This window comes from Agarivorans sp. Alg241-V36 (genome assembly GCF_900537085.1).
Lineage (GTDB): Bacteria > Pseudomonadota > Gammaproteobacteria > Enterobacterales > Celerinatantimonadaceae > Agarivorans.
In genome coordinates this window covers 112,211-137,627 of the sequence record NZ_UNRE01000010.1, presented here as the reverse complement: position 1 = coordinate 137,627, position 25,417 = coordinate 112,211, and the positions used below count along the sequence as shown (strand labels likewise).

The 25,417-nt window shown below is 45.3% G+C and carries 24 protein-coding genes; 1 reads left to right on the top strand and 23 read right to left on the bottom strand.

Features of this window, described 5'->3' with window-relative positions:
- Nucleotides 1–19: 19 nt before the first annotated feature.
- The 15 genes from alr to G6R11_RS19905 all read right to left on the bottom strand — a co-directional run bounded on the left by alr (nucleotide 20) and on the right by G6R11_RS19905 (nucleotide 14,531).
- Complete coding sequence (alr, locus tag G6R11_RS19975) at nucleotides 20–1,099, bottom strand: alanine racemase (protein WP_163134794.1); 1,080 nt, start codon at nucleotides 1,097–1,099, stop codon at nucleotides 20–22.
- A gap of 6 nt (nucleotides 1,100–1,105) precedes the next feature.
- A complete protein-coding gene (gene dnaB / locus G6R11_RS19970) occupies nucleotides 1,106–2,524 on the bottom strand; it encodes a replicative DNA helicase (RefSeq protein ID WP_163134793.1) in 1,419 nt (472 codons plus the stop codon).
- Between the two features lie 132 nt (nucleotides 2,525–2,656).
- Complete coding sequence (locus G6R11_RS19965; RefSeq protein WP_163134792.1) at nucleotides 2,657–2,950, bottom strand: c-type cytochrome; 294 nt, start codon at nucleotides 2,948–2,950, stop codon at nucleotides 2,657–2,659.
- Nucleotides 2,951–3,083: 133 nt separating this feature from the next.
- Nucleotides 3,084–3,704 carry an ATP-binding cassette domain-containing protein gene (locus G6R11_RS19960; RefSeq protein ID WP_163134791.1) on the bottom strand — a complete coding sequence of 207 codons (621 nt, stop codon included), beginning with the start codon at nucleotides 3,702–3,704 and terminating at the stop codon, nucleotides 3,084–3,086.
- Nucleotides 3,704–5,392 (bottom strand): ABC transporter permease, encoded by a 1,689-nt coding sequence (locus G6R11_RS19955; protein ID WP_163134790.1) that lies wholly within the window; start codon nucleotides 5,390–5,392, stop codon nucleotides 3,704–3,706. The genes G6R11_RS19960 and G6R11_RS19955 overlap by 1 nt, the downstream gene beginning before the upstream one ends.
- Nucleotides 5,389–6,570 (bottom strand): ABC transporter substrate-binding protein, encoded by a 1,182-nt coding sequence (locus G6R11_RS19950; protein WP_163134789.1) that lies wholly within the window; start codon nucleotides 6,568–6,570, stop codon nucleotides 5,389–5,391. The genes G6R11_RS19955 and G6R11_RS19950 overlap by 4 nt, the downstream gene beginning before the upstream one ends.
- Before the next feature lie 159 nt (nucleotides 6,571–6,729).
- Nucleotides 6,730–7,182 carry a 50S ribosomal protein L9 gene (rplI, locus tag G6R11_RS19945; RefSeq protein WP_163134788.1) on the bottom strand — a complete coding sequence of 151 codons (453 nt, stop codon included), beginning with the start codon at nucleotides 7,180–7,182 and terminating at the stop codon, nucleotides 6,730–6,732.
- Nucleotides 7,183–7,231: 49 nt separating this feature from the next.
- Nucleotides 7,232–7,459 carry a 30S ribosomal protein S18 gene (gene rpsR / locus G6R11_RS19940; protein WP_016400825.1) on the bottom strand — a complete coding sequence of 76 codons (228 nt, stop codon included), beginning with the start codon at nucleotides 7,457–7,459 and terminating at the stop codon, nucleotides 7,232–7,234.
- Between the two features lie 4 nt (nucleotides 7,460–7,463).
- Entirely contained in the window at nucleotides 7,464–7,778 is a 315-nt protein-coding gene (gene priB, locus G6R11_RS19935; RefSeq protein WP_163134787.1) for a primosomal replication protein N, read from the bottom strand.
- A gap of 5 nt (nucleotides 7,779–7,783) precedes the next feature.
- Entirely contained in the window at nucleotides 7,784–8,218 is a 435-nt protein-coding gene (gene rpsF, locus G6R11_RS19930) for a 30S ribosomal protein S6 (protein ID WP_163134786.1), read from the bottom strand.
- Nucleotides 8,219–8,414: 196 nt separating this feature from the next.
- Complete coding sequence (gene rlmB, locus G6R11_RS19925; RefSeq protein WP_163134785.1) at nucleotides 8,415–9,149, bottom strand: 23S rRNA (guanosine(2251)-2'-O)-methyltransferase RlmB; 735 nt, start codon at nucleotides 9,147–9,149, stop codon at nucleotides 8,415–8,417.
- 2 nt (nucleotides 9,150–9,151) lie between these two features.
- Complete coding sequence (gene rnr / locus G6R11_RS19920) at nucleotides 9,152–11,677, bottom strand: ribonuclease R (RefSeq protein ID WP_163134784.1); 2,526 nt, start codon at nucleotides 11,675–11,677, stop codon at nucleotides 9,152–9,154.
- A 76-nt stretch (nucleotides 11,678–11,753) separates the two neighbouring features.
- On the bottom strand, nucleotides 11,754–12,473 hold the full coding sequence (locus G6R11_RS19915; protein ID WP_163134783.1) for a tetratricopeptide repeat protein: 720 nt from the start codon (nucleotides 12,471–12,473) through the stop codon (nucleotides 11,754–11,756).
- 239 nt (nucleotides 12,474–12,712) lie between these two features.
- Nucleotides 12,713–13,642 carry a malate dehydrogenase gene (gene mdh, locus G6R11_RS19910; protein WP_163134782.1) on the bottom strand — a complete coding sequence of 310 codons (930 nt, stop codon included), beginning with the start codon at nucleotides 13,640–13,642 and terminating at the stop codon, nucleotides 12,713–12,715.
- A gap of 181 nt (nucleotides 13,643–13,823) precedes the next feature.
- A complete protein-coding gene (locus tag G6R11_RS19905) occupies nucleotides 13,824–14,531 on the bottom strand; it encodes a transporter substrate-binding domain-containing protein (protein ID WP_163134781.1) in 708 nt (235 codons plus the stop codon).
- 189 nt (nucleotides 14,532–14,720) lie between these two features.
- On the opposite strand from G6R11_RS19905, the gene argR reads away from it, so the two are divergent.
- Nucleotides 14,721–15,188, top strand: a complete 468-nt coding sequence (argR, locus tag G6R11_RS19900) for a transcriptional regulator ArgR (RefSeq protein ID WP_016400817.1) — start codon at nucleotides 14,721–14,723, stop codon at nucleotides 15,186–15,188.
- Between the two features lie 23 nt (nucleotides 15,189–15,211).
- On the opposite strand, the gene G6R11_RS19895 is transcribed toward argR, so the two are convergent.
- The 8 genes from G6R11_RS19895 to acnB form a co-directional block, all read right to left on the bottom strand.
- The gene (locus tag G6R11_RS19895) at nucleotides 15,212–16,270 is read right to left on the bottom strand and encodes an ABC transporter ATP-binding protein (RefSeq protein WP_163134780.1); all 1,059 of its coding nucleotides are present in this window, start codon (nucleotides 16,268–16,270) and stop codon (nucleotides 15,212–15,214) included.
- A gap of 7 nt (nucleotides 16,271–16,277) precedes the next feature.
- Complete coding sequence (locus tag G6R11_RS19890) at nucleotides 16,278–17,960, bottom strand: iron ABC transporter permease (protein ID WP_163134779.1); 1,683 nt, start codon at nucleotides 17,958–17,960, stop codon at nucleotides 16,278–16,280.
- Nucleotides 17,961–18,062: 102 nt separating this feature from the next.
- Entirely contained in the window at nucleotides 18,063–19,097 is a 1,035-nt protein-coding gene (locus G6R11_RS19885; protein WP_163134778.1) for a Fe(3+) ABC transporter substrate-binding protein, read from the bottom strand.
- A 134-nt stretch (nucleotides 19,098–19,231) separates the two neighbouring features.
- Nucleotides 19,232–20,503, bottom strand: a complete 1,272-nt coding sequence (locus G6R11_RS19880) for an ammonium transporter (protein ID WP_016400813.1) — start codon at nucleotides 20,501–20,503, stop codon at nucleotides 19,232–19,234.
- Between the two features lie 45 nt (nucleotides 20,504–20,548).
- On the bottom strand, nucleotides 20,549–20,887 hold the full coding sequence (locus G6R11_RS19875) for a P-II family nitrogen regulator (RefSeq protein WP_163134777.1): 339 nt from the start codon (nucleotides 20,885–20,887) through the stop codon (nucleotides 20,549–20,551).
- A gap of 351 nt (nucleotides 20,888–21,238) precedes the next feature.
- Nucleotides 21,239–21,586, bottom strand: coding sequence for a YacL family protein (locus G6R11_RS19870; RefSeq protein ID WP_163134776.1), 348 nt, complete (start codon nucleotides 21,584–21,586; stop codon nucleotides 21,239–21,241).
- Between the two features lie 9 nt (nucleotides 21,587–21,595).
- Nucleotides 21,596–22,414: a winged helix-turn-helix domain-containing protein gene (locus G6R11_RS19865; protein ID WP_163134775.1), complete on the bottom strand. Its 819-nt coding sequence runs from the start codon at nucleotides 22,412–22,414 to the stop codon at nucleotides 21,596–21,598.
- Between the two features lie 239 nt (nucleotides 22,415–22,653).
- Nucleotides 22,654–25,251: a bifunctional aconitate hydratase 2/2-methylisocitrate dehydratase gene (gene acnB / locus G6R11_RS19860; protein ID WP_163134774.1), complete on the bottom strand. Its 2,598-nt coding sequence runs from the start codon at nucleotides 25,249–25,251 to the stop codon at nucleotides 22,654–22,656.
- Nucleotides 25,252–25,417 lie beyond the last annotated feature (166 nt).

The window sequence follows — 25,417 nt, the reverse complement described above, 5'->3', positions numbered from 1 at the left end:
TTTGATGAACTTGTAAATACTAGTTTGTGTAAGTTATGCGAACTCTTGATGTCAGTTTGGTGACTAACTCATAAGCAATAGTGCCTACTGCCTTGGCAATGGTTTCTACTGGCAGCTCAGGTCCCCAAAGTATCACCTTGTCGCCTACCTTATCTTTACAATCTGGGCCAAGATCAACACACAACATATCCATAGACACCCGCCCCACCAGCGGCACCAATCGGCCATTTAACCAAACAGGAGTGCCGTTAGGCGCGCTGCGGGGATAGCCATCGCCGTAGCCCATGGCCACCACACCTAAACGGGTATCTCGCTCGGCTTGCCAAGTAGCGCCATAGCCTACCGACTCACCTTTTGGATGTTCGCGCACTGCAATCAGGTTGGTCTGTAAAGTCATCGCAGGAATCAAACCAAAATCAACACCGCTATTATCTACTTGAGGAGAAATACCGTAAATGGAGATCCCAGGACGATTCCAATGGGCATGAGCTTCTGGCCAAAGTAATATACCGGCGGAGTTAGCTAGCGAGCATTCAACATCGAGCTCTTTGCTTAAGTCATTAAATGCAGTAATTTGCTGAGGAGTTAAGGGTTGCTCCACTTCATCGGCGCAGGCAAAGTGACTAATTAATTTGAACGGTGATTGAATATTCTGGCAAGCTCGAATGCGCGGCAACAGCGATGTAAACTGCTTTGGCAGTAAGCCCAAACGATGCATGCCAGTATCAAGTTTGATCCAAGTGTCTAAAGCTCGTGCTAAGGACAGATCTTCTACCACTTCCAACTGCTGCTCACTATGAATCACCGTGGCCACATTATACTTCGCTAAGGCTTGCGCTTCTGCCCCATCAAAAAAGCCTTCAAGCACCAGAATGTGTGAATCTATGCCAGCCTTACGCAGCGCAATCGCCTCTTTACTTCGAGCCACCGCAAAACCATCGGCAAGTTCAGTCAAAGCTTCGGCCACTTGCAACATACCATGGCCATAAGCATTAGCCTTAATTACCACCAAAATCTTGCTGCTTGGCGCCCGCTGCTTTAATACTGCGTAGTTATGTTTTAAGGCTGATAATGAAACGTGCGCGTTGGCAATTTCCATTAGGTTTTATTCGTCATCATAGAATTCACCCGCCCAGTTATCAAAGCGAGAAAACTGACCTTGGAAGGTAAGTGGAACACGGCCAATAGGACCGTTACGTTGCTTACCAATAATGATTTCTGCAAGGCCTTTGTTGTCGGTGCCTTCGTTATATACTTCATCACGGTAGATAAACATAATTAGGTCGGCATCCTGCTCAATAGAGCCCGATTCACGTAAGTCGGAGTTTACCGGGCGTTTATCTGCGCGCTGCTCCAAACTACGGTTAAGCTGAGAAAGAGCCACAACCGGTACGTTAAGCTCTTTCGCTAATGATTTAAGCGAGCGGGAAATTTCGGCAATTTCTAAGGTACGGTTTTCACTTAAGCCTGGCACTTGCATTAACTGCAAGTAATCAATCATGATCATGCTAAGCCCGCCTTCTTCGCGCGCTACACGGCGCGCCCGAGAGCGAACTTCGGTGGGGGTTAAGCCAGAAGAATCATCGACATACATTTTAGATTTTTCGGCCATGAGGCCCATGGTGGAAGATAAGCGAGCCCAATCATCATCATCTAAGGCGCCGGTTCTGATCTTAGTTTGATCAATTCGACCGAGAGAGGCCAACATACGCATCATGATTTGCTCAGAGGGCATCTCCAAACTGAAAATCAGAGCCGGTTTATCTTGGGTCATTGCTGCGTATTCACACAAGTTCATCGCAAAGGTGGTTTTACCCATCGACGGACGAGCGGCAACAATAATAAGATCTGAACCTTGTAGGCCTGCCGTTTTCTTGTCTAAGTCGGCAAAACCGGTAGATACACCGGTAACACCATCGTTAGGCGCTTTGTACAACTCTTCAATTTTATCAATGGTTGCAGCCAGCAAACCTTTTACTTCTTTGGGGCCTTCGTTGGCGTTAGCGCGAGACTCGGCAATTTTAAATACTTTACTCTCGGCAAAGTCCAGCAAGTCACTACTTTTTCGCCCTGCGGGCTCGTAGCAACTATCGGCTATTTCATTAGCCACTGCAATCAACTCGCGAGTTACTGCACGTTCGCGTACGATTTCAGCATAAGCACGAATATTGGCAGCACTAGGGGTGTTTTTGGCAATTTCCCCCAAATAGGCAAAGCCACCAATATCATCTAGCTGCTCTTGGCGCTCTAACTCTTCCGATACCGTCACCAAATCGATGGGTTGGCCGCTTTCCGCTAAGCGATGCATCGCCGAAAAAGTATATTGGTGGGCACGTTGATAGAAATCTTGCTCAACCACCAGCTCAGACACATTGTCCCAAGCATTGTTATCGAGCATTAAACCGCCTAATACCGCCTGCTCTGCCTCCAAAGAATGAGGAGGAACTTTAAGCTGATCGATCTGAGAATCTCTAGGCTTTTTGTCTTTATCTTTAAACTTACGAGAGGGCGCGCTGGCTGCCATAATCTTTCATTGCGGTTGTTTGTTTCTGGCGCCTATTATGCGGCAATTATGCGGTCACACCAAGTAACATTTATCTCAGATTTAGAAACTAAAAAGCCAGCTCAGGGCTGGCTTATTGCAATAAACGACAGCTTACATCTTAGCGAAGTAGGCAGCTAACTCTGCAATTTCGGCATCACTTAAACCAGCGGCTTGGCCCTGCATTACAGCAGCCTGACCACCGTTGCGTTGCTTATCGCGGTAAGCTTTTAGCGAAGACACTAGGTATTGTTCATTTTGGCCAGCTAAATGCGGGTAGCCCGGAATCGTAGCCATTCCATTAGCTCCATGACAAGCGGCACACAAAGGTGCTTTAGCTGGAGCCGCCGTTGCGGTTGATGCAACAAATGGGAGTGACAATGCCAGTGCAATAATCAATTTGTTCATCTTCATCCTCTTTATTGTTATTGGGGATCTCTATTCGAGTCCTGACGCTTTCGCTCCACACAATAAAGCCTCAGGAAATTTAAGCTTATCAAATAAAACTCAACAGCAACAGCTTATTACAGCACTCCTCCAACTAGGAAAAAAACGAAATAGGCGGTGCCTGTAAACAGTCTTCAGCATCGTGAGTAACCAAAATGGCGGGGATGGCTAGCTCTTCAATTTTATCTCGAACAAACTGACGAAACTGTTTACGCAAGGGTTTATCTAACTTACTAAAAGGTTCATCGAGCAATATCAATTTAGGCTCGGCCAACAAGCTGCGCAATACACTCACCCTCGCCCGCTGGCCGCCGGATAAACTGGCGATATCGCGCTGCTGATAACCTGGCATTCCAGCATCAGCTAGCGCCTGTTCAATAACTTGCTTCGCTTGAGGCTGCTTAGACTGTACTAAACCATATTGCAGGTTCTGCGCTACATTAAAATGCGGAAACAATAAATCATCTTGAAACAAAATTCCCACTTGGCGCTGCGATTGCGGCATATCTAACAAAGACTTCCCCGCTAAGCTAATGCTTCCCGAACAAGTGAATCCTTCATCTAAGGTGCCGGCAATAGCCGCTAAAAGGCTGGATTTTCCGCAACCACTTGGCCCCATAATAGTGACAATTTCGCCTGCCCCTACCGACATAGTAAGATTGCTTAATAGGTTTTGCTTAGCTAGGGCTAAACTAAAATTTTCAATTTTTAACATTAACTGTGCATTCCTCTAAAATGCCGGTACCGCCACTTAGGCCAGGCAATAGCGGCACTATACACCAGCAATGGCAGCATGGTTTGCCATATCACCATTACTGCGGTCACTCGCCTATCGCCGCCAGAAGCCAGTGCCACCGCCTCGGTGGTTAGAGTGCTAACCCTACCGGCACCCACAAACAAAGTGGGCAGGTATTGAGCAATACTAACGGCAAAGCCAATCGCGAAAGCCAAACCTATCGGGCGAGTTAACATAGGCAACTTCACTGAGATAAAACTACGCCAGTAGCTATGCGATAAGCTCACCGCTGCTTGCATATAACGCTTATCAAAAGCGCGATAACTGCCAGCCAGAGACAAATAAACATAGGGCAAAACAAATATTAGGTGGGCCCAAATAACTGTGATGAGATTGCCGTCTAAGCGGTACTTAAACAGCTGCACTTGCACCCCAAATAAAAACACCACTTGAGGTAGTAACAGCGGCAAGTACATCATCAATGACCACCAACGCGAAGGGCGAGCCTGCTTAAGTTGATATTCCAAGCAGCCAAGCACTAATACCAAACTAATCGCAGCTGAGACCAAAGCGATGCTCAAACTATTAACTAAAGGCTGCAACAAATAGCTGCCCGCTTGTTGCCAGTAATGTAAGCTCCACTCTGCGGGTAATGCATCAGGAAAGCGCCATCGCCAAGTAATCGACCATATAAGGATTACCAGTAGGCTCAACACTAAGCTAAGCACCAAGGCCACTAATACGCTACGCGCTAATATAGGGCTGCGAGGCGCTTTACGGATACCGCGCATAGCCTTACTCAAGCGCCTAGTAAGATAGAGCTTTTCTAAGCCAATACACAAAGCCACACTTAACAGTACAACGGCTAGCAATAGCAAAGAACCAGCCGCTCCTACTAGGCGCATGTCTATATTGCTATCGCTAAACCACTGCCAAACCAGTAACGCTAATGTCACTGGCTTACTGGGACCGATAATTTGCGCCACATCAACCACGGTAAGCGAGAAAGCCAATACTGTAAAAAACGGCAAACGAATACGTTTGATTAGCTGCGGAAATAGGATGTCTTTCCATACTTGCTGGTTTGAGTAAGCGAAGCTTTGGCCAAGCGCTAAGCTGCGTTTTACAGGCAGCTGGGAGCAAGCCGACATCAATACCAGCAACATGAATGGTAGTTCTTTTACCCACAGCGCAAGTATTAGGCTTAAGCCCCAACTGTCTTGCGTGGTTTGCCATAAAGGAGGGTAGTTAAAACCGCTGAGCCAGGGTGAAACTAAGCGTATTAACCAGCCGCTTGGCGCTAGCAAAAACAACAAAGCAATGGCCATTGCAGCATGGGGTATGGCTAAAAACGGCGCCAGGGTTTTCTCAAGAAACTGCCACCAACGACTCTGGTAGCAATGCATTATCAACCAAAGCGCTGAGACCAATGACAATAAAGCCGCAGCCCAGCCAGTAAAAATCGTCAGTAGTAAAGATTGCCACAGTGAAGAGTAACTAAATAGCTGCTGCCAAATACTTAAACTGAACTGTTCCCGTGAAGCAATAGGAAAGTAGCCAAAAGCAGGTAGTACGGTATCAATAAAACCAAACAGCAAAGGCAGCATCAGTAGTGCGCAAGTCACTACTGGGAATAACACTACTGCCTTTTTGGAAAGCTCACTCATCGACTATAGCGACGCAACCATTCTGCTTCCAATAATGCCACCCAAGTAGCATGAGGTTCGCCCAATACTTTGGCGCGGTCTTCAGCACTTAAGCTAGCTTGATTTTGTTGCCCAGCAAAAAACTGCTGCTGTTCGTCACTGAGTTTTGCTAAGGCCAATACCGAGGGGTCACCCCAGTAAGTTAAATCGGCTTTACGTGCTTGCGCTTCTGGCGATAACAAGAAGTTAGCCACTACCATGGCTCCGGCGCTGGCATCGCTATTAAAGGGAATCGCTAAAAAGTGGGTATTACCAACAGTACCCACTTGATGCACATAACTACGTACCGAATCTGGTAACAAACCTTGCTCAATAGCGGCAGCTGGGTCGTTAGGATTGAAGCTAAACGCAATGCTCAACTCGCCGTCATTCAACAGTTGCTGCATTTGGCCACTGCCGCTAGGAAAGCTTTGACCACGGCGCCACATTAAAGGATGTAACTGATCCAAATATGCCCAAAGCTTACTGGTCACCTTATCGAAAGTTTGCTTATTTACTGGCTGATAAAGCTGCTCGGTATCATCAATAGTTTCAAACAAGGCTTGTTTTACAAAGGTGGTTCCGTAAAAGCTTGGCGGCGCTGGGTAACTAAATAAACCAGGGCTTTGTTGCAAGTACTCAAGCAAGGCTTGCATCGACGCTGGCGCTTGTTTGATACGAGCACCATCATAATAGAAAGTAAGCTGAGCACCGCCCCAAGGCGATTCATAACCTTCAACAGGAATGGTGAAGTCATACAGTAAGGCCGGGTTATTGGCATCGGTAAGTGCTAAATTAGGCAAGTACTGGCTAAATGGCCCATATAGCAATTTGGCCTCTTTTAAGGCGCGGAAATTCTCGCCGTTAACCCAAACCAGATCAACACTGCCACCATTGGTTCGCCCGCTCACTTTTTCTGCCAGAATACGGCTAACCACATTGGCGGTATCGGTAATTTTTACATGCTCAAGTTCAACGCCGTAACGCTGTTTAACTTGCTCTCCGGCCCAACGAATATAGGCATTAATATTATCGGCGCCAGCCCAAGCATTAAAATAAACGGTTTGCCCCTTGGCCTGCTTTTCGATATCTGACCAATTATCGTTGGCATGGGAAAAAAAACTGATGAAGGCGGTCGCTAAAACCAAAAATAAACGCACACTGACTCTCCTTGTTCAAGTTGCATAATCTGCGACAAGTAATTACTTATAGTCAAAACCGGATTTGTCTCAACTATCTTTCAAAATCCTTTAAAATCATAGTCAATATACAAAAAAACCGCGCCTAGGCGCGGTTTTTTTCAAGCTATTAAACTGAAATTATTCAGCAGCAACAACTTGTAGAGTAACAGTAGCACTTACGTCTGTGTGAACTTGAATTACAACTTCAACTTCACCAGTGTTACGTAGTACACCGTTAGGTAGGCGAACTTCAGATTTAACTACTTCAACACCAGCAGCAGTTACAACATCAGCGATGTCGCGAGTACCGATAGAACCGAATAGTTTACCTTCTTCACCAGCTTTAGCTTCAACAACAATCGCTTCTAGAGCGTTTAGTTTCTCAGCGCGAGCTTCAGATACTTTCAAAGTTTCAGCTAGTTTAGCTTCTAATTCTGAACGACGAGCTTCAAAAACTTCTACGTTAGCTTTAGTTGCTGGAACAGCTTTACCTTGTGGGATCAAGAAGTTACGTGCGTAACCTGCTTTAACATTAACTTGATCGCCCAAACCGCCTAAGTTAGCGATTTTGTCTAATAGAATAATTTCCATTACCTTTCCTCGATTAATTCGATTGAGTTAGGCTAGTTGCAACGCCGATTTACTTATGTAAATCAGTGTATGGCAATAGAGCCAGGTAACGAGCACGTTTAATAGCGCGTGCAAGTTGACGTTGGTATTTAGCGCTTGTACCAGTAATACGACTAGGTACAATTTTACCACTTTCAGTGATGTAGTTTTTCAATGTTGCTGTATCTTTATAATCGATCTCAACAACACCTTCCGCTGAAAAGCGGCAGAATTTACGACGACGGAAAAAACGTGCCATAACATTATCCTCGTGATAACAAATCAATTTCAGAAGCATGAAGTACCAATCGGTATGTGCCGTTGGCCGCTTTGTGGCTATTTATAAAGCCACTTACTCTTACTTCACACCCCATACTTATATGCGATGAATCTTGCTTCAAAATATCGCCACTGGCAACTACTGCTATTTGGCAATAGGCTTGGCGAGAAAATCCAGCTTCTTGTTGCTGCGAACGATGCTCCAGCCAAAATTGGCAATGTGCAACACCGGCCGGACTGGTAGAGCGTTTTGGTGCGCGTAAAACTCGCCCCTGCAAAACCAATCTATTTTCAGACATACGTCTTATTCTTCGCTAGCTGACTCTTCTTTAGCTTCTACTGCTGGTGCTTCTTCAGTTGCTGGAGCAGCTTCTTCACGACGAGCTGGACGCTCATCATCACGACGAGCTGGACGCTCATCTTTAGCTTTAGCAATTGGAGACATCTCTGTAGCAGCAGACTTAGTGCGCATGATCATGTTACGGATAACAGCATCGTTGAAACGGAAAGCAGTTTCCAATTCATCAACAACTTCTGCGCTAGCTTCGATGTTCAAAAGAACATAGTGGGCTTTGTGCAATTTTTCGATTGGGTAAGCCAATTGACGGCGGCCCCAGTCTTCCAAACGATGAATGCTACCGCCGTTATCTGTGATAACTGCTGAGTAACGCTCGATCATACCTGGAACTTGTTCGCTCTGGTCTGGGTGGACCATGAATACGATTTCGTAATGACGCATGATTGCTCCCTACGGGTTATAGCCTCGTTCATGGTACAGCCGAACCGAAGAGGCAAGGAACTAAAAGTAAAATGGCTGTTTTAGGGGCGCTGATTTTATGTGAAGGCGAGAATTTAATCAAGCTAAAATAAAGCCTCTGAATGATATTCCACTCAGAGGCTAATAAGGCAGTGTTTTTTCTGGGCAAAATTGCGGGTTAACGACGCTGGCGAACCGCTTCAAACAAACATATTCCGGCGGCTACCGATACATTTAAACTCGACACCGCACCTAGCATTGGCAACTTCACCAACTCATCACAGGTTTCGCGAGTTAAGCGGCGCATACCGCTACCTTCGGCGCCCATTACCAACGCCATTGGGCCTTGCAACTTGCTGTCGTAAATAAATTGTTCGGCTTCGCCGGCAGTGCCTACCACCCAAACGCCAAGCTGTTGCAGCTCACGCAAAGTTCTTGCAAGGTTGGTTACGACTACCAGCGGGACGGTTTCGGCCGCACCACAGGCCACTTTTCGCACCGTAGCATTTAACTGCACCGATTTATCTTTTGGGACAATCACTCCAGCGACACCCGCGGCATCCGCATTTCGTAAACACGCACCTAAGTTATGTGGGTCGGTCACGCCATCCAATACCAAGAACAAAGGCGCATTACTTGATTCTACTAACTGTTTTAGGTCGTTTTCATTATAACCACGACCAGCTTTCACCCTTGCGACAATACCTTGGTGCTGAGAGCTCTCCGCTTTGTCATCTAAGGCCTTGCGTGGCATAAACTGCACCGACGCGCCTAAACGGCGAAGTTCATTAAGCAGGGGCAACAAGCGGTCATCTTGACGCCCTTTCAAGGCGTAAACTTCGATAATTCGCTCAGGGCTTCGCTCTAACAAAGCTTGCACTGCGTGCAAACCATAAATAACTTGTTGGCTCATGTTTAATTCTTCTGTTGTTTAGCAGCGTTACGCTCTTGTTTTCCAGGGCGTTGCTTGCGTTTCTTTTTAGGCTTTTTGCGCGTTTTAGCACTGGCCTCATTATTTGATTTAGCCTTTTTAGCAGCGGGGTCTCGTTGCTGCCATGGGCTAAAACCACCTTTATTTTCGCTCTCAGCTTGTTTGGTACTGTCACTCGCAGAGCTCGGTTTACGGCGTTTACCTTTATTCTTGCTATCTCTATGGCGAGGTTTCTTTTTATCGCTACGCTTGCCTGCTTCACGCTCTTCGCCAGGCTTAGCAAAACGCTTACCACGAGCGCCATCTTTACCACGTCGCTCTGGCCTATCGAACTCATCCGCTTGACCGTCTTTATTAACAATCACAAATTCCATTTTACGGTCGGCCATATTCACCGAGGCCACTTTAACCGTAACAGCATCTCCAATTCTAAAGCGCTTGCCGGTTTTTTCACCCACCAGCACTTGGCGAGCTGCATCATAATGATAATAGTCGCCACGTAAAGAGTTGATATGCACTAAGCCGTCGATGTGAAACTCATCTAAGCGGGCAAAAAAGCCAAAACCAGTTACCGCTGCAATAGTGGCAGGCAGCACCGTACCCACGTGATCTTGCATATATTCACATTTAAGGCTGTCAGATACTTCGCGAGTGGCGTCATCGGCGCGGCGTTCGGTCATTGAACACACTTCACCAAACTTATCCATTTCATCATCTTGATAAGAGAAGCCACCAGTGACCGTCCATTTGTTTTTAACGGTTTTGCCAGCAGCTTCGGCTTCAAGCTTGTTCACTAAAAACTTAATCACTCGGTGGAGCAATAAATCAGGATAACGACGAATTGGCGAAGTGAAGTGCGCGTAAGATTTAAGCGCCAAACCAAAGTGACCAATATTGTCGGGCTGATACACCGCCTGCATCATCGAGCGTAATAGCATGGTTTGAATCAGCTCGAGATCAGGCCGTTCTTGAATCGCCTCTACCAGTTTGAAGTAGTCGCTAGGTTGCGGCTCTTCGCCTCCACCTAAAGGCAGACCTAACTCATTCAAAAAGCCTCTAAAGTTAGTTAAACGCTCTTTGCCTGGACGATCGTGCACCCTATATAAAATCGCTTGTTGATGTTTTTCAACAAATTTGGCGGCTGCCACGTTTGCTTGAATCATGCACTCTTCAATCATTTTGTGTGCATCATTGCGAGTAAGCGGAACAATCTGCTCAATTTTACGCTGGGCATTAAAGATAAAGCGGGTTTCTTGAGTTTCTAGCTCAATGCCGCCTCGCTGCGCGCGGCTCACTTTTAAGGCACTGTATAAACGATGCAGCTCTTGCAAGTGCGGAACTTGCTCAGAGTAGCGCTGTGCTAGCGCTTCATCACCATCAAGGATCGCTGCCACTTTATTGTAGGTAAAGCGCGCATGTGAATGCATGACCGCTTCATAAAACTTATAACCCGATAAGCGCCCAGCTGCAGAGATAGTCATCTCGGCAACCATACACAAACGATCAACTTTAGGATTAAGCGAACATAAGCCGTTAGACAGCTGCTCGGGCAACATAGGAATAACTTGGTCGGGGAAGTACACCGAGTTACCCCGGTTAAGGGCTTCTTTATCTAATGCAGCGTCTGGACGCACATAATAAGACACATCAGCAATGGCTACCCATAAGCGCCAGCCTCCAGATTTTTTTGCTTCACAAAAAACTGCATCATCAAAATCTCGAGCATCTTCACCATCAATGGTGACTAATGGCAAATCACGCAAATCGACGCGGTTTTGCTTAGACGCTTCATCCACTTCTTCTTCGAGTTTGCTTACCGCTTTAGTCACCGCATTTGGCCATTCGTGCGGGATATCGTGATTTCGCAGAGCCACTTGCACTTCCATGCCTGGCGCCATTTTCTCGCCAAGAATATCGGTCACTTTACCTACTGCAAGTTTCGGCACAGCAGGACGGCTAATGACTTCAATAACCACCACTTGACCTTGGCGAGCGCCGGCTGTGTCATTTTTACCAATCAGGATGTCTTGATTGATTCGAGAATCATCTGGCACTACATAGCGGTGATTGCCTTCTACAAAAAAGCGACCAACCAATTCGAGCTTGCCCGGCTTTAATACCCGAATGACTTGACCTTCTCGGCGGCCACGCTTGTCCATGCTAGAGGGCGCAGCCAATACAAAATCATTGTGGAAAACCTTGCGCATCTCTTTAGCGGGCAGGAATAAATCGGTGCCTTCTTGGGTGGTTTTTAAGAAACCAAAACCATCTCGGTGGCCAATAATGGTTCCGGTGACTAAACCTAAGCGCTCGGGCAAAGTGTAAGCCCCAATCCGGGTTGTGACTATGGCACCTTCATCGAGTAATTCAGCAAGGCTTGTAGAAAACTGGCTTTGTTGCTGTTCATTACAAAGCGCTTTAAGCCAGTCTTTAGACACGGGCGCCATTTCTTCGCTTAAGGCGGCGAGCAAGGTCGATTTTAGTGTGGCCGACACAGCCTGATTTTGCATTAACTAACCTACTTAGTTGAGCGATTGAAGGTCTTAACCTTCAGAATAGCTCTATGTTAATGCTTTGCGCGAGGCTTTAGTAGGGTTGGTTGCTGGCTTTAGCTTTAACCACTACATAATCTGGCATTTTGTTCGCCAGTGCAGCTAACAGCTGGCTGGCTTTTTGGTGAGTTTGTTTGTCGGCGATAATGGAGTGATGCAACCAACGATAGGCATCTTCGTAATCGTAGGGACTGCCCTTGCCTTCCACATAAAGGGATACAAGACGCAATTGAGCGGGCAAGAAGCCTTGGCCTGCCGCCTCACGCAATAATGGAATGGCTTTGGCGTAGTCTTGTTGCACTAAAGTGCCTGTAGCGTAATAGCGGCCTAGTTGCTCCATAGCTGCTGCTAAACCTTGGTTAGCCGCGCGCCACATATACATAACGCCAAGCTCTGGGTTGGAGTCTATACACACTCCCCATGCCAGCATATCCCCCCATAAAAATTGGTAGGCAGGGATCGCCACTTTTTCCGCGCGCGCCTCAATATCTTCGACCAACTGACAATCGTCTGCTTTCACCCGAGCAAGGTGTTGATTGTTGTTGATCCAAGTAATGAGCTCGTCTTGTCTGTAGAGCTGAACCGCTTCAATATCTGAGGGACTGGTATATTCTGTTGGGTCTATGGCTACGGGCTCGGCTTGCTCAGCAGGCGCATCTAACTCATCATCCACTGACAAGGCGTCAATAGATTCTGCAAAAGCTGCTGAACTGATCCCTGCAGCAAGAAGTAGTGAAATTATCTGCTTATTCATAGCCGTTCCTATCGTCTTAACACTAAAGCTATCGGCACTTCGCTAAAAAACTAAAGCCACATTTACCAGGCTAGAACTAAGCGGTTCATAGTTGTAAGAAAATAGCGACATTACGATGCTTAGTATTCAATTTATTGTAGCTAAGGTAAGAGTTACGTTTACGACAAACAGCGTTGCAGCGACAAGCAGACACAAAAAAGGAGTGCCTTGCACTCCTTACTAAGATTTAGAATATGTGATTAAACAAATTCTACACCTTTATCGATGTCACCGTGTAAGGTGTCTAACATGCCGTCAATGGCACCTTTTTCAAATGCGCTAATCTCACCGTAAGGTAGGATTTCAGCAACACCTTGAGGACCTAAACGCACTGGTTGAGCAAAGAACTTAGCATGTTCGCTGCCGCCATCAACGTAGGCACATTCAATCACGTCTTCGCCTTGAGCCGCTTTCACTAGAGATAAACAGAAGCGCGCTGCTGCTTGACCCATAGAAAGCGTAGCGCTACCGCCACCAGCTTTGGCTTCAACAACTTCAGTACCGGCGTTTTGAATGCGCGTGGTCATAGCTGCAATCTCTTCGTCGGTGAATGAAATACCGTCTAGCTGTGATAACAATGGCAAAATAGTTACGCCACTGTGGCCACCAATAACGTTTAAGTTAATGTCAGCTGGGTTTAAACCTTTTGCTTCAGCTATAAAGGTTTCAGAGCGAATTACGTCAAGCGTAGTAACACCAAACAGTTTAGCAGGATCGTATACGCCAGCGTTTTTCAATACTTCTGCAGCAATTGGCACAGTGGTATTTACTGGGTTAGTGATAATGCCGATACAGGCTTTAGGGCAAGTAACAGCAACTTTTTCGATAAGGTTTTTAACGATACCTGCATTGATGTTGAACAGATCTGAACGATCCATACCTGGCTTACGCGCCACACCAGCAGAAATAAGAACAATGTCGGCACCTTCTAGGGCCGGGCTAGGGTCTTCGCCCGCAAATCCTTTAATGGCCACTTGTGTAGGGATGTGGCTCAAATCTACAGCAACACCTGGTGTTACTGGAGCGATGTCGTAAAGCGAAAGTTCAGAACCAGCGGGTAACTGGGTTTTTAATAGTAATGAAAGGGCTTGGCCAATTCCGCCTGCAGCACCTAATACGGCAACTTTCATCAAACTTCTCCATGCTTTTTTGTAGTTGTAGAGGGGATGTCTATAAAGACAGCTGACAAGATAACGGAATCCGCCTCGAAATACAATTTAGCAACATTTTTAAAGCAAGTTTAAAACAGAAAAAGGCTGCCTCAATCACACTTTAATAATATGGCTTAAGACCTTGGTCTAACAGTGTTTGTCAGTTAAAAAAGGACTGATATATTGTTTGGTAAGTACCATTACTTTTTAACACTTTAAGCGCATGGTTGATTTGACTCAGCAGGTCTTCGTCTTGCTTGGAAACAGCCATTCCTAAACCACTGGCAGGATAGCTTTTATCAGCTTGCGTAACAAAGTTGGGGTGATTGGCCAACCAATAGTGAGCAGCCGCAGCATCCAAAAACACCGCATCTATTTTACTTTGCTCTAAATCGTTTAAGGCTAACTGGTAACTTGGATAGGCAATCGACAAGATATCGGGTCGTTGTTCACGCAAAAAGCGCATAAAGCTAGAACCGCTTTGTACCGCCACTACAGCGCTATCGGCGATCTCTTGCTTCGAGCCAGTAATATACACCGCCATGTTATCAAAATAAGCATCACTAAAATTAACCAACTGTTTACGCTGCTCAGTGATATCTAGGGCAGAAATGGCTAAGTTGTAATGCCCTGCCGCCACGCTAGTGAGCAGGCTATCAAAGGGTTGATGATAAAACTCGCACTCTCTATTTATCTGCAGGCATATCGCTTTGGCTAACTCAATGTCAAAACCAACCAGCTGCTTTTGCTCATCAAAGGCTTCGAACGGCGGATAAGAGGCTTCGGTTACAATTCGCAAAGGCTTTTCATCAGCAAAGGCTGAGCCAAAGATTAAAACGGGAAGAAGAATGAAAAGTTTAATCCACATAATCAACTACTCATCGAGTCGGATGGGGCTATCATAATTCAGCTTAGCAAAAGCTCACAACTAATTGTTATTAAATGCAATAATAATTCTGTGTCGAAGTATGCATTTATATGCATAAAACTAGAATAAAGTTGAATTAGAGTAAAAAGTTGGCGACAATGGCGACGGATTTATAAGCTCGGACCACCGATGAAATATAGCGATAAACAAGAACAGTTAATAAAAGCCTTTAAATCACTGTTAAAAGAAGAACGATTTGGCTCACAAGCCGAAATAGTGACCGCCCTGCAAGAGCAAGGTTTCGAAAACATTAATCAATCGAAAGTGTCACGCATGCTAAGTAAGTTTGGTGCAGTGCGTACCCGCAATGCAAAAATGGAAATGGTTTACTGCTTACCTGCTGAATTAGGGGTTCCAACCGTTTCTAGCCAACTAAAGATCTTGGTATTAGAAATGGATTTCAATGACGCACTCATCGTAATCCACACCAGCCCAGGCGCCGCTCAACTGATAGCGCGTTTGTTAGACTCTTTAGGTAAAGCAGAAGGTATTCTTGGCACCATTGCAGGCGATGACACCATCTTCATCACCCCTACTCGCCAAGTAGATATCGCCGATGTCTTCCAATCAGTGAAAGAACTCTTTGAAGTAGGCTAACTAAGCCCTACCTTTATGCTTCCCTAAAGCGAGGCTTTAGGGAAGACAAATGCAGCATCTCCATTCACCGACAACCATACTTTGGTGCCAGCACTCGCCTGCCAATGATCGCGCATTCGCGCATGAATAACCCGCTCAGGCATGCTGTTTAGTTGTAATCTAAAGTGAGTTTCATTGCCCATAGCGTGCACCGATATCACCGTTGCTTCGATTTGATCGCTGTTTTCTAGCTGATGCACAACGATGTCTTTAGCGCGCACAATGATCTCAGCCCTTTGCTGAACATCCACACCATTCGCTGTGAATTGCCCTAAGGGTGTGTGAACTTTATTGTCTTCAACATCCGTTTCGAAACGATTACTTGGTCCAAATAGAGCGGCAACAAAAGCGTTCTTAGGATTATTGTAAATTTCTTGAGGACTGGCATTTTGCACAATTTCACCCTTTTCCATCACCACGATTTTGTCGGCAATAAACATTGCTTCTAGTGGATCATGCGTCACCATGACCGCAGGAGTATTGGTTTTCTTAAGCACATCAAGAGTTTCTTCCCGCACTTGCTGGCGAAGATGCTCATCAAGTGCGGAGAAAGGTTCATCGAGTAGCAAAGTGCTCGGCTCTGGCGCTAAAGCACGAAGCAATGCTACACGTTGCTGCTGGCCGCCCGATAAGGTGTGAGGAAAGCGCTCTAATAAGCCTTGCATGCCCATGTTGTCTAAGCTTTCTTCTATCCAACCACGTCGCGTAGCGAGATCTTGTTGTTTACGTAAACCATACTCAATATTTTTACGCACACTCATATGGGGGAACAAGGCATAGTCTTGGAACATCATGCCAATAGCGCGTTGCTCCGGCGCTAAGTGAATCGCTTGCTGGGGCGCAGCAACCAAACTGTCTTGCAAATACAGCTCACCACTTTGCAGTCGCTCCAATCCAGCGATGAGGCGTAATAGTGTGGTTTTACCGCAACCCGATGGGCCCAGCAGTGCCACAATTTGATTATCACTCACTTCAATGCTGACATCTTTTAATGCCTGTTGTTCGCCGTAAAAATGATTAACTTTGCGTAAAACAATACTCATTGCAGGTTTATTGTCCTTGTGGGCGACGTTCAGAAGAACCGATATTTCGACTCATAATAATAACCGGGATAATGCCCGCCAGTAATATAGTTAATGCAGCCAAAGCGCTTTGCTCAAGCTGTTCTAAAGAGGCTAAATCCCAAACTTGGGTTGATAAGGTATCAAAATTAAATGGCCTTAGAATCAAGGTAATTGGCAGCTCTTTCATGGTATCAACAAATACCAATAACATTGCGGTAAGCACGCTTGGCCGAATTAAAGGCAAATGAATACGCCAAAGGGTTTTCCCCGAGCGGCTGCCAAGAATACGTGAAGCATCATCCATTTCTGGGGTGATTTTTGTAAGGCTTGCATCGAGCGTACGATAGCTTAAGGCGATAAAGCGTAACGAATAGGCTAATACCAAGGCGCCACCAGTTCCGGTGAGCAATAAGCCAGTAGGATAATCAAACCAAGCTTTCATCAGCCTATCAACGGTATTATCAAACACCCCAAGTGGATACAAAATACCAACCGCTAGCACCGCGCCTGGAATGGCATAACCCAAAGTAGCTGCCTCGGCGATACTGCGCATTTTGTTGCTTTTTGATAAGCGAACCCCATAAGCTAGCAATAAGCCTAAAATAGTGGTTAGCAACGCGGCCATAATGGCTAGAGAAAAGCTGTTCCAAGCGCTGTTTAAGTATTGGTCTAAACCTTGGTCTAAGTTGCGTAATGCATAATTAGTTAATACGGTAATCGGCAGAATAAAGCCAAGGCTAATCGGCAATAAACATAAAGCCGTTGCCAACCACGCTTTAAAGCCCGAGAGCGGTTCTGCAAACATGGCTGGAGATTGACCGGTTAGCTTATAAAACTTACCGGCATTGCGACTGTAACGCTCTAAACCAAGCAGCAAGATAGAAAAGCTCACCAGCATTAAGGCTATTTGAGCGGCCGCCGAGAGGCTGCTCATATTTAGCCACACATCAAAAATGCCTGCGGTAAGCGTGGGCACCGCAAAAAACTCTACCGTGCCATATTCGTTAATGGTTTCCATAAGCGCTAAGGTTACCCCTACCACTATGGCGGGACGCGCTAACGGCAATGCCACTTTAAAAAAGCTCTGGGTTTGGCTTTTACCTAAACAGCGGCTCATTTCAAAAAGCTGTGCAGCTTGTTCTACAAAGGCGGCTCTCGCCAACAAATAAACATAGGGATATAGCACTAAACTCAATACCGCAATGGCACCTTGTATCGAGCGAATTTCCGGAAACCAATAATCGCGTGCAGTTTGCCAACCAAACAAAGTTCGTAAGGTCTTTTGCACAAAACCTGCGTACTCGAGCTGATCGGTAATAACAAAAGCGAGGATGTAACTTGGCACAGCTAAGGGTAACAACAGCGCCCATACCAACACTGACTTAAGCGGGAAGTTAAAACGCGTGACTAGCCAAGCAGCACCTGTGCCCATTAAACTGGTAAACACAGCGACGCCTAAACACAGTAACAAAGTGTTTTTTACGTAAATCCAAAATACCGTATCCAGTAAGTGCTGCCAGATCTCTTGATTGTCGGCCCATGAGAGCATCAAAATCGTAGCAATAGGTATAATGGCTAAGGCAGCAATGGCTAAGGCAAGCCATACCCAAGGGTCAAAGCGTAAACGAGCTAGCGAAAAAGGCGAAGTAGAATTGGCGGTAGTGCTCATAGCTTCCAAACAAAAAAAACGGCACAGAGCCGAAAACGAATAAAGCTGACCTAAGGCCAGCTTTATTAATGCTTGCTAATAGAATAGCAAGTTTAACAACCTTTACATGTCATAGCCAACACGGTCAACTAAGCGTGCTGCAGCTGCGCGTTGATCGGCCACTTCTTGTAATGAAATACGGTCGGCTTTGAAATCGCCTAGGCTTTCAATAAACTCGTCAGTTTTAATACCGCTGCGAACTGGCTCTTCGTAGTTAGCAGTGGCGTATAAACCTTGGGCTTTTTCACCAACTAAGAACTCTAACAACTTAATCGCGTTGTCTTTGTTTTTAGCTGTTTTCAATAAACCAGCACCAGAAATGTTAATGTGCTGACCACGGCCACCAATGTCTTGATCTAGGTATAAAACACGGATTTGCTCTGCCCACTCTTGTTGTTCTGGGCTCTTGGTGTTGTAGAACATTTTGCCCATGTAGTAACGGTTAGCAATTGCTAAGTCACATTGGCCTTCGAAAATCGCTTTTGCTTGAGCACGGTCGTTACCTTGAGGTTTACGCGCTAAGTTAGCTTTTAAGCCCTTTAACCAAGTTTCTGCAGCTACTTCGCCATCTTCTGCGATTACCGAAGCAATTAAACCAATGTTGTAAACGTGCTTACCAGAGCGGGTACAAATACGACCTTGCCATTTAGGGTCGGCTAAATCTTTCAGCGAGTTAAGCTCGCCTTCTTTCACCCGATCTTTATGTGCGTAAACCACACGTGCACGTGTAGTAAGGGCAAACCATAAGTTATCAGGATGACGTAGATGAGCTGGCACTACTTCATCAATAACTGGAGAGTTTACCGCTTCAAATAAACCGGCAGCGCGCACTTCTTCCAAGCGGCCAATATCAACGGTTAGTACCAAATCAGCAGGATTGTTTTCACCAGCCGCTTTAATCTTTTCAGCTAAACCTTTAGCAGCGTGCACAACATTCACTTTAATGCCGGTTTCTTCGGTAAACGCATCGGTTAATGGTTGTAACAAGCTTTGTTGGCGGTAAGAGTATAAGTTTACTTCTTCTGCAGCTAAGGCTGGCGTGGCTACCACTAGTGAAGCCAACACGGCCACTAATGAAGAGAATACTGATTTATTCACAAATGAGTCCTTCAATATATGTTAAACGCAAATCGTTATCATTTGACTTTAGATTAACATGGGATCACATCTTTGACTATGTTTTAAAACAAAAAAAGGCCCGCTTAGCGGGCCTTTTTTATTACTTTTTAATCTTAGCTAGAAGACTTAACTGTTACGAACTCTGGGTATGCATCGATACCACAGTCAGCAATGTCCATACCGTTCATTTCTTCTTCTTCAGAAACTCGGATACCCATTACAGCTTTTAGGATGCTCCATACGATGAAGCTTGCTACGAATACCCATGCAAAGATAGTTAGTGCACCGATGATTTGGCCAGAGAAGCTTGAACCATCGTTAGTTAGTGGAACAATCAATAGACCGAACAAACCAACTACGCCGTGAACTGAGATAGCACCTACTGGATCATCAATCTTAATCTTGTCGAAGAATACGATAGACGCTACAACCAATACGCCAGCTACAGCACCAAACAGAGTGGCTTGAAGCGCAGTAGGAGTAGAAGGTTCAGCAGTAATCGCTACTAGGCCAGCTAATGCGCCGTTTAGTAACATTGTTAGGTCTGCTTTACCCCAAGTTAGCTTACACACTAGTAGTGCAGCGATTGCACCAGCTGCAGCTGCAGCGTTAGTGTTTAGGAATACCATTGCTACAGAGTGAGCGTTTGAAGCATCAGCAAGTTTCAATACAGAACCGCCGTTGAAGCCAAACCAACCCATCCATAAGATGAATGTACCTACAGTAGCTAGCGGCATGTTAGAACCAGGAATTGGGTTAACAGAACCGTTTTTACCGTATTTACCTTTACGTGCACCTAGTAGAAGTACACCGGCTAATGCAGCAGCGGCACCAGCTAAGTGAACAATACCTGAACCCGCGAAGTCAGAGAAACCAAGGTCGCCTAGGTTGTATAGACCGAATACGTCTGCACCGCCCCAAGTCCAGCTACCTTCTAGAGGGTAGATGAAACCAGTTAGCACTACAGCGAAGATTAAGAATGCCCAAAGCTTCATACGCTCAGCAACTGCACCCGAAACAATAGACATTGCAGTTGCAACGAATACTACTTGGAAGAAGAAGTCAGAAGCACCTGAGTATACGCTGCCGCCTTCAAAGCCTTCTTCAGCTTTAGAAGCTAATACGCCACCTAGGTCAAAGGCTTCGATGCCTGATAAGAAGATACCGCCGTCATACATGATTGAGTAACCACATATTAAGTACATGATACAAGCGATAGAATAAAGTGCGATGTTCTTAGTAAGAATTTCTGTGGTGTTTTTAGCGCGAACTAAACCAGCTTCTAGCATAGAGAAACCAGCGGCCATCCACATTACTAATGCGCCACACACCAAAAAGTAGAAGGTGTCGATAGCATATTGCAGTTGATAAATTTCGTTTTCCATAATTACTTCCCCGTAATCCCTGTTATAAGCTTGCTAAGGTTGCCCTTAGATAGCCTCTGCATCCATTTCGCCAGTACGAATACGTACTACGTTGCTTAAGTCGTATACAAAAATCTTACCGTCACCAATTTTGCCGGTGTAAGCTGCACTAGAAATCGCTTCAATAATGCGATCTAGATTTTCTGAGCTAGTAGCAATTTCCAGTTTTACCTTAGGTAAAAAGTCAACTTGGTACTCGGCACCACGATATAATTCGGTGTGACCTTTTTGACGACCAAAGCCTTTAACTTCAGATACGGTTAAACCATCTACGCCAACTTCGGCGATGGCTTCACGCACGTCATCCAATTTGAATGGCTTGATTATCGCGCTAATTAGTTTCATTTGAGCTCCTCCAAAGAGTCATCGATTAACTTTTCTCGAATAACAAAATACAAGGCTTGTGCCAAAACCAATTAGAAGATAAAAAACAATAGCTTAGACAACAAAGCATCAAGTACAACAAAAATCATCGCACCAATATGGTGCTTAATTTTTTAACAACGCTCCAATATGGTTCACATATTATTAATGCTATTTCTATCAGCACTATTAGAGTGCATGCAAAGAGTAATCTGCAGCAAACAGGCGAGAAAACCGCATACCCACAGGGGTTAAGGCAATGAATTAGCTTAATAAAAAGAACAAGTGAAGGGATTTAAAGATTTTTAAGCTGAGTGCTAACTTTGCACCATGTTAATAAGTGGCAATAGAATTTAACAATTCGAGAAAATCGTCGTAGCCACAAGCGCTATGCGCAGCATCTAAGCTCATTGCCTCTTCTAAGAAGGCTTGATTGTTTGAAGCATCGTCTTGCGAAACAGCAATAGTCACTTCGTCGAGGTTAGCCACAAAACGAAATTCATCACTGTCTATGCGCAGCTCTGCTAAGCCAGACAAGTTATACAGTTTACTCAGTAAGGAAGGGATAAACTGACGATCTTTATTAAGCTCGCGCTCTAGCCACATCGAAAAACACCGATGTTCGTCACCGCAATCAATAATAAAAGCGCCGTCCAGTGAACGGCGAATCGTCAGTTCCATAGTGTCAGTCTAGTTACTTAAACAAGCAGACTGTAAGTTTACGCTAACTGCACTATTTAACATAGTAGGAACAAGATCATAAGCGGCATTAGGCTTTAGTTTAAAGCGCATAGCTACAGCTGTTTTGATTTGTTTCTCCAATACTTCAATGTCAACGGGCTTAACAATTAAGCCTTGCACGTCCATCAATACATTAAAACCAAGTAATTGCTTACTGGCTTCAGATGCTAAAGATAGAATGGCGACATCAGAGCTAGCCAAGGTTTGGCCAGTTCGAATGGCCTTAATTAGCTTCAAGCCTTCGGCATTGGCTAATTCGGTGTCGATGATCACAGCTTGGAACTCATTGCTCATTAGTCGCTCATGCAACAAACCAGCATTAGAGAACATTTCTAACTGTTTTAGCTCACCATCACTCTTCAGGTTTTGAATTTTTTGACAAGTCTCAGTATCACTTAACAACAAGGCTTTTGCTTGAGTTTGAACAGGCTCCGGTTTTACCCGGTTTGGCTGACCTACTGCTTCACATCTTGCTATGTAACCCTTTTTGGGAATGGTAGCGATGGTGAGATCAGTATTGTTCAAAGTAGTGATTACTTTTCGTAACTGAGATATATGCTGGTTAATTGTATGGTCTGAGACACTACGTCCCCATACTGCGTCTGACAAGTCGTCTCTCCCAACAACTTGATTGACATGTTTACATAAATACCCCAGCAAATGGGTTCTTAATGGTCCCAAATAGGCACTTTTATCCTTAAACGTAATACTATTTTGGCTCATATCTACGGCCAACGGGCCAACTACTACAACATCATTAAAGGACATATTGTCTTCCAACAGCAAGCGAATGAGCTAGTAAATCTAGCGGGCTCCTTTATACCAGTAAATGCTAAAATTATCCATATTTCGCAGCACATAATAACGCAAATTATATTTATTTTACAATAAAATGTTCAATATTTTACTTATTTGGGCGTATATATAGTACCACCTCAGTGTGTTACTTGGCTATTGTGCAAAAAAAAACGCAGCCAAAGCTGCGTTTTTAATGCATCGTGAAAACTCTACACGACGGCTTGAATAATCACTTCATCAGCCACTTTCGTGTAATCAGTGATTTCATCGAAGTTTAAGTAGCGATAAGTATCTGCCGCGGTAGCATCAATCTGCTTGGCATACTCAAGGTATTCTTCCGGAGTAGGTAGCTTGCCTAAAATCGCTGACACAGCCGCCAACTCGGCAGAAGCCAAGTAAACATTAGCTCCTGTACCTAAACGGTTAGGGAAGTTACGTGTAGACGTAGACACCACCGTTGAGTTATCTGCCACACGTGCTTGGTTACCCATACACAAAGAACAACCAGGGATCTCGGTACGTGCGCCAACACGGCCGTAAATACCGTAATAACCTTCTTCAGTAAGTTGTTTCTGATCCATACGTGTAGGAGGAGCAACCCACATACGTGTTGGCAATGAGCCAGTATGCTTGTCGAGTAATTTACCTGCTGCACGGAAGTGACCAATGTTGGTCATACACGAACCTAAGAACACTTCATCAATGTTCTGGCCGGCTACTTCAGATAGCAAACGGGCATCATCTGGGTCATTTGGCGCACACAATACTGGCTCGTTAATATCAGCCAAATCAATCTCAATGATCTCTTTGTATTCAGCGTCTTTGTCTGCTTCCATTAACTCAGGGTAAGCGATCCACTCTTGCATAGCAGTGATACGACGTTCGATAGTACGGCGGTCGCCATAACCTTCGGCAATCATCCACTTAAGCATCACAATGTTTGAGTTTAAGTACTCAATGATTGGGGCTTTGCCAAGCTTGATGGTACAACCTGCAGCACTACGTTCGGCAGATGCATCCGACAATTCAAACGCTTGCTCAACTTTTAGCTCTTCTAAGCCTTCAATTTCTAGGATACGACCAGAGAAGATGTTTTTCTTACCTTTCTTCTCAACCGTTAGTAAACCACGCTGAATAGCCGCATACGGAATAGCATGCACCAAGTCACGCAAGGTAATACCCGGCTTCATTTCGCCTTTAAAGCGAACCAAAATTGATTCCGGCATATCCAATGGCATTACACCCGTTGCAGCAGCAAATGCCACTAGGCCTGAGCCAGCAGGGAAGGAAATACCAATTGGGAAACGGGTATGTGAATCACCACCAGTACCTACGGTGTCTGGCAATAACATACGGTTTAACCACGAGTGGATTACACCATCACCAGGGCGTAGCGATACACCGCCACGGTTCATGATGAAATCAGGAAGCGTATGGTGAGTAGTCACATCAACCGGTTTAGGGTAAGCAGCGGTATGACAGAATGACTGCATGGTTAAGTCTGCAGAGAAGCCTAAACAGGCTAAATCTTTCAACTCATCTCGGGTCATAGGTCCAGTGGTATCTTGCGAGCCCACTGTCGTCATCTTCGGCTCACAGTATTGGCCAGGGCGAATACCGTCTACACCACAAGCTTTACCCACCATTTTCTGGGCAAGGGTGAAACCTTTAGATGAAGCGGCAACGTCTTGAGGGCGCTTAAATACTTCTGAAGGCTCAAGACCTAGTGAGGTACGAGCACGGTCGGTTAAACCACGGCCAATAATCAGTGGAATACGGCCACCAGCGCGAACTTCATCAAGTAATACGTCAGTTTTTAGCTCAAAGGTTGAGATAACTTCATCAGTACCTGATTTTTTCACTTCGCCAGCGAATGGGTAAATGTCGATAACATCGCCCATACCAAGTTTTTCAACGTCTAGCTCGATAGGTAGTGCGCCAGCATCTTCCATGGTATTGAAGAAGATTGGAGCAATTTTTCCACCTAAACAGAAGCCACCGCCACGTTTGTTTGGTACATGAGGAATATCATCGCCCATTAACCACAACACCGAGTTGGTGGCAGATTTGCGCGAAGAGCCGGTACCTACCACGTCACCCACGTACACTAGCGGATGGCCTTTTTCTTTTAAGGCTTCGACTTGCTTCATTGGGCCAATTGAACCCGCTTGATCAGGTTCGATACCTTCACGGGCATTCTTTAGCATTGCTAATGCATGCAATGGAATGTCTGGGCGAGACCATGCATCTGGTGCTGGAGATAAGTCATCGGTGTTAGTTTCACCGGTTACTTTAAATACAGTCAGGGTTGATTTTTCGGCAAGCTCAGGGCGGCTTAAGAACCACTCTGCGTCGGCCCAGCTTTGCATAACTTGTTGTGCAAAGTTGTTACCCGCTTTGGCTTTTTCTTCCACGTCGTGGAAGGAATCGAACATCAATAAAGTATGTGATAAGGCTTTAGCGGCAATAGGCGCTAATTCAGCATTATCGAGTAATGATATGAGGGGTTCAATATTGTAACCACCTTGCATCGTACCCAACAGTTCAGTGGCATACGCGGCAGAAACAATAGGAGAACTTACATCTCCAGCTGCTACAGCAGCAAGAAAACCGGCTTTTACATAAGCGGCTTCGTCTACACCTGGGGGAATGCGGTTTGCTAACAAATCAAGTAGAAACGCTTCTTCACCCGCAGGTGGAGCTTTTAATAACTCTACTAATCCTGCGGCTTGTTCAGCATCGAGGGGTTTAGGTACAATACCTTCAACAGCACGCTCTTCGACGTGTTTGCGGTAGCTTTCTAGCACGGCTCGCTCCTTATTGTAATAATGCCCGTAGGGGATATCCATATATATGGGCCAGTGGTTTGCTGACCACATGGGGCTGAGATTATAGCCGTTTTAACTATAAATTAAAATATCGACGTTTTAGCCAAACTCCCAATGAAACCATTAAAACAATATATAACAACAA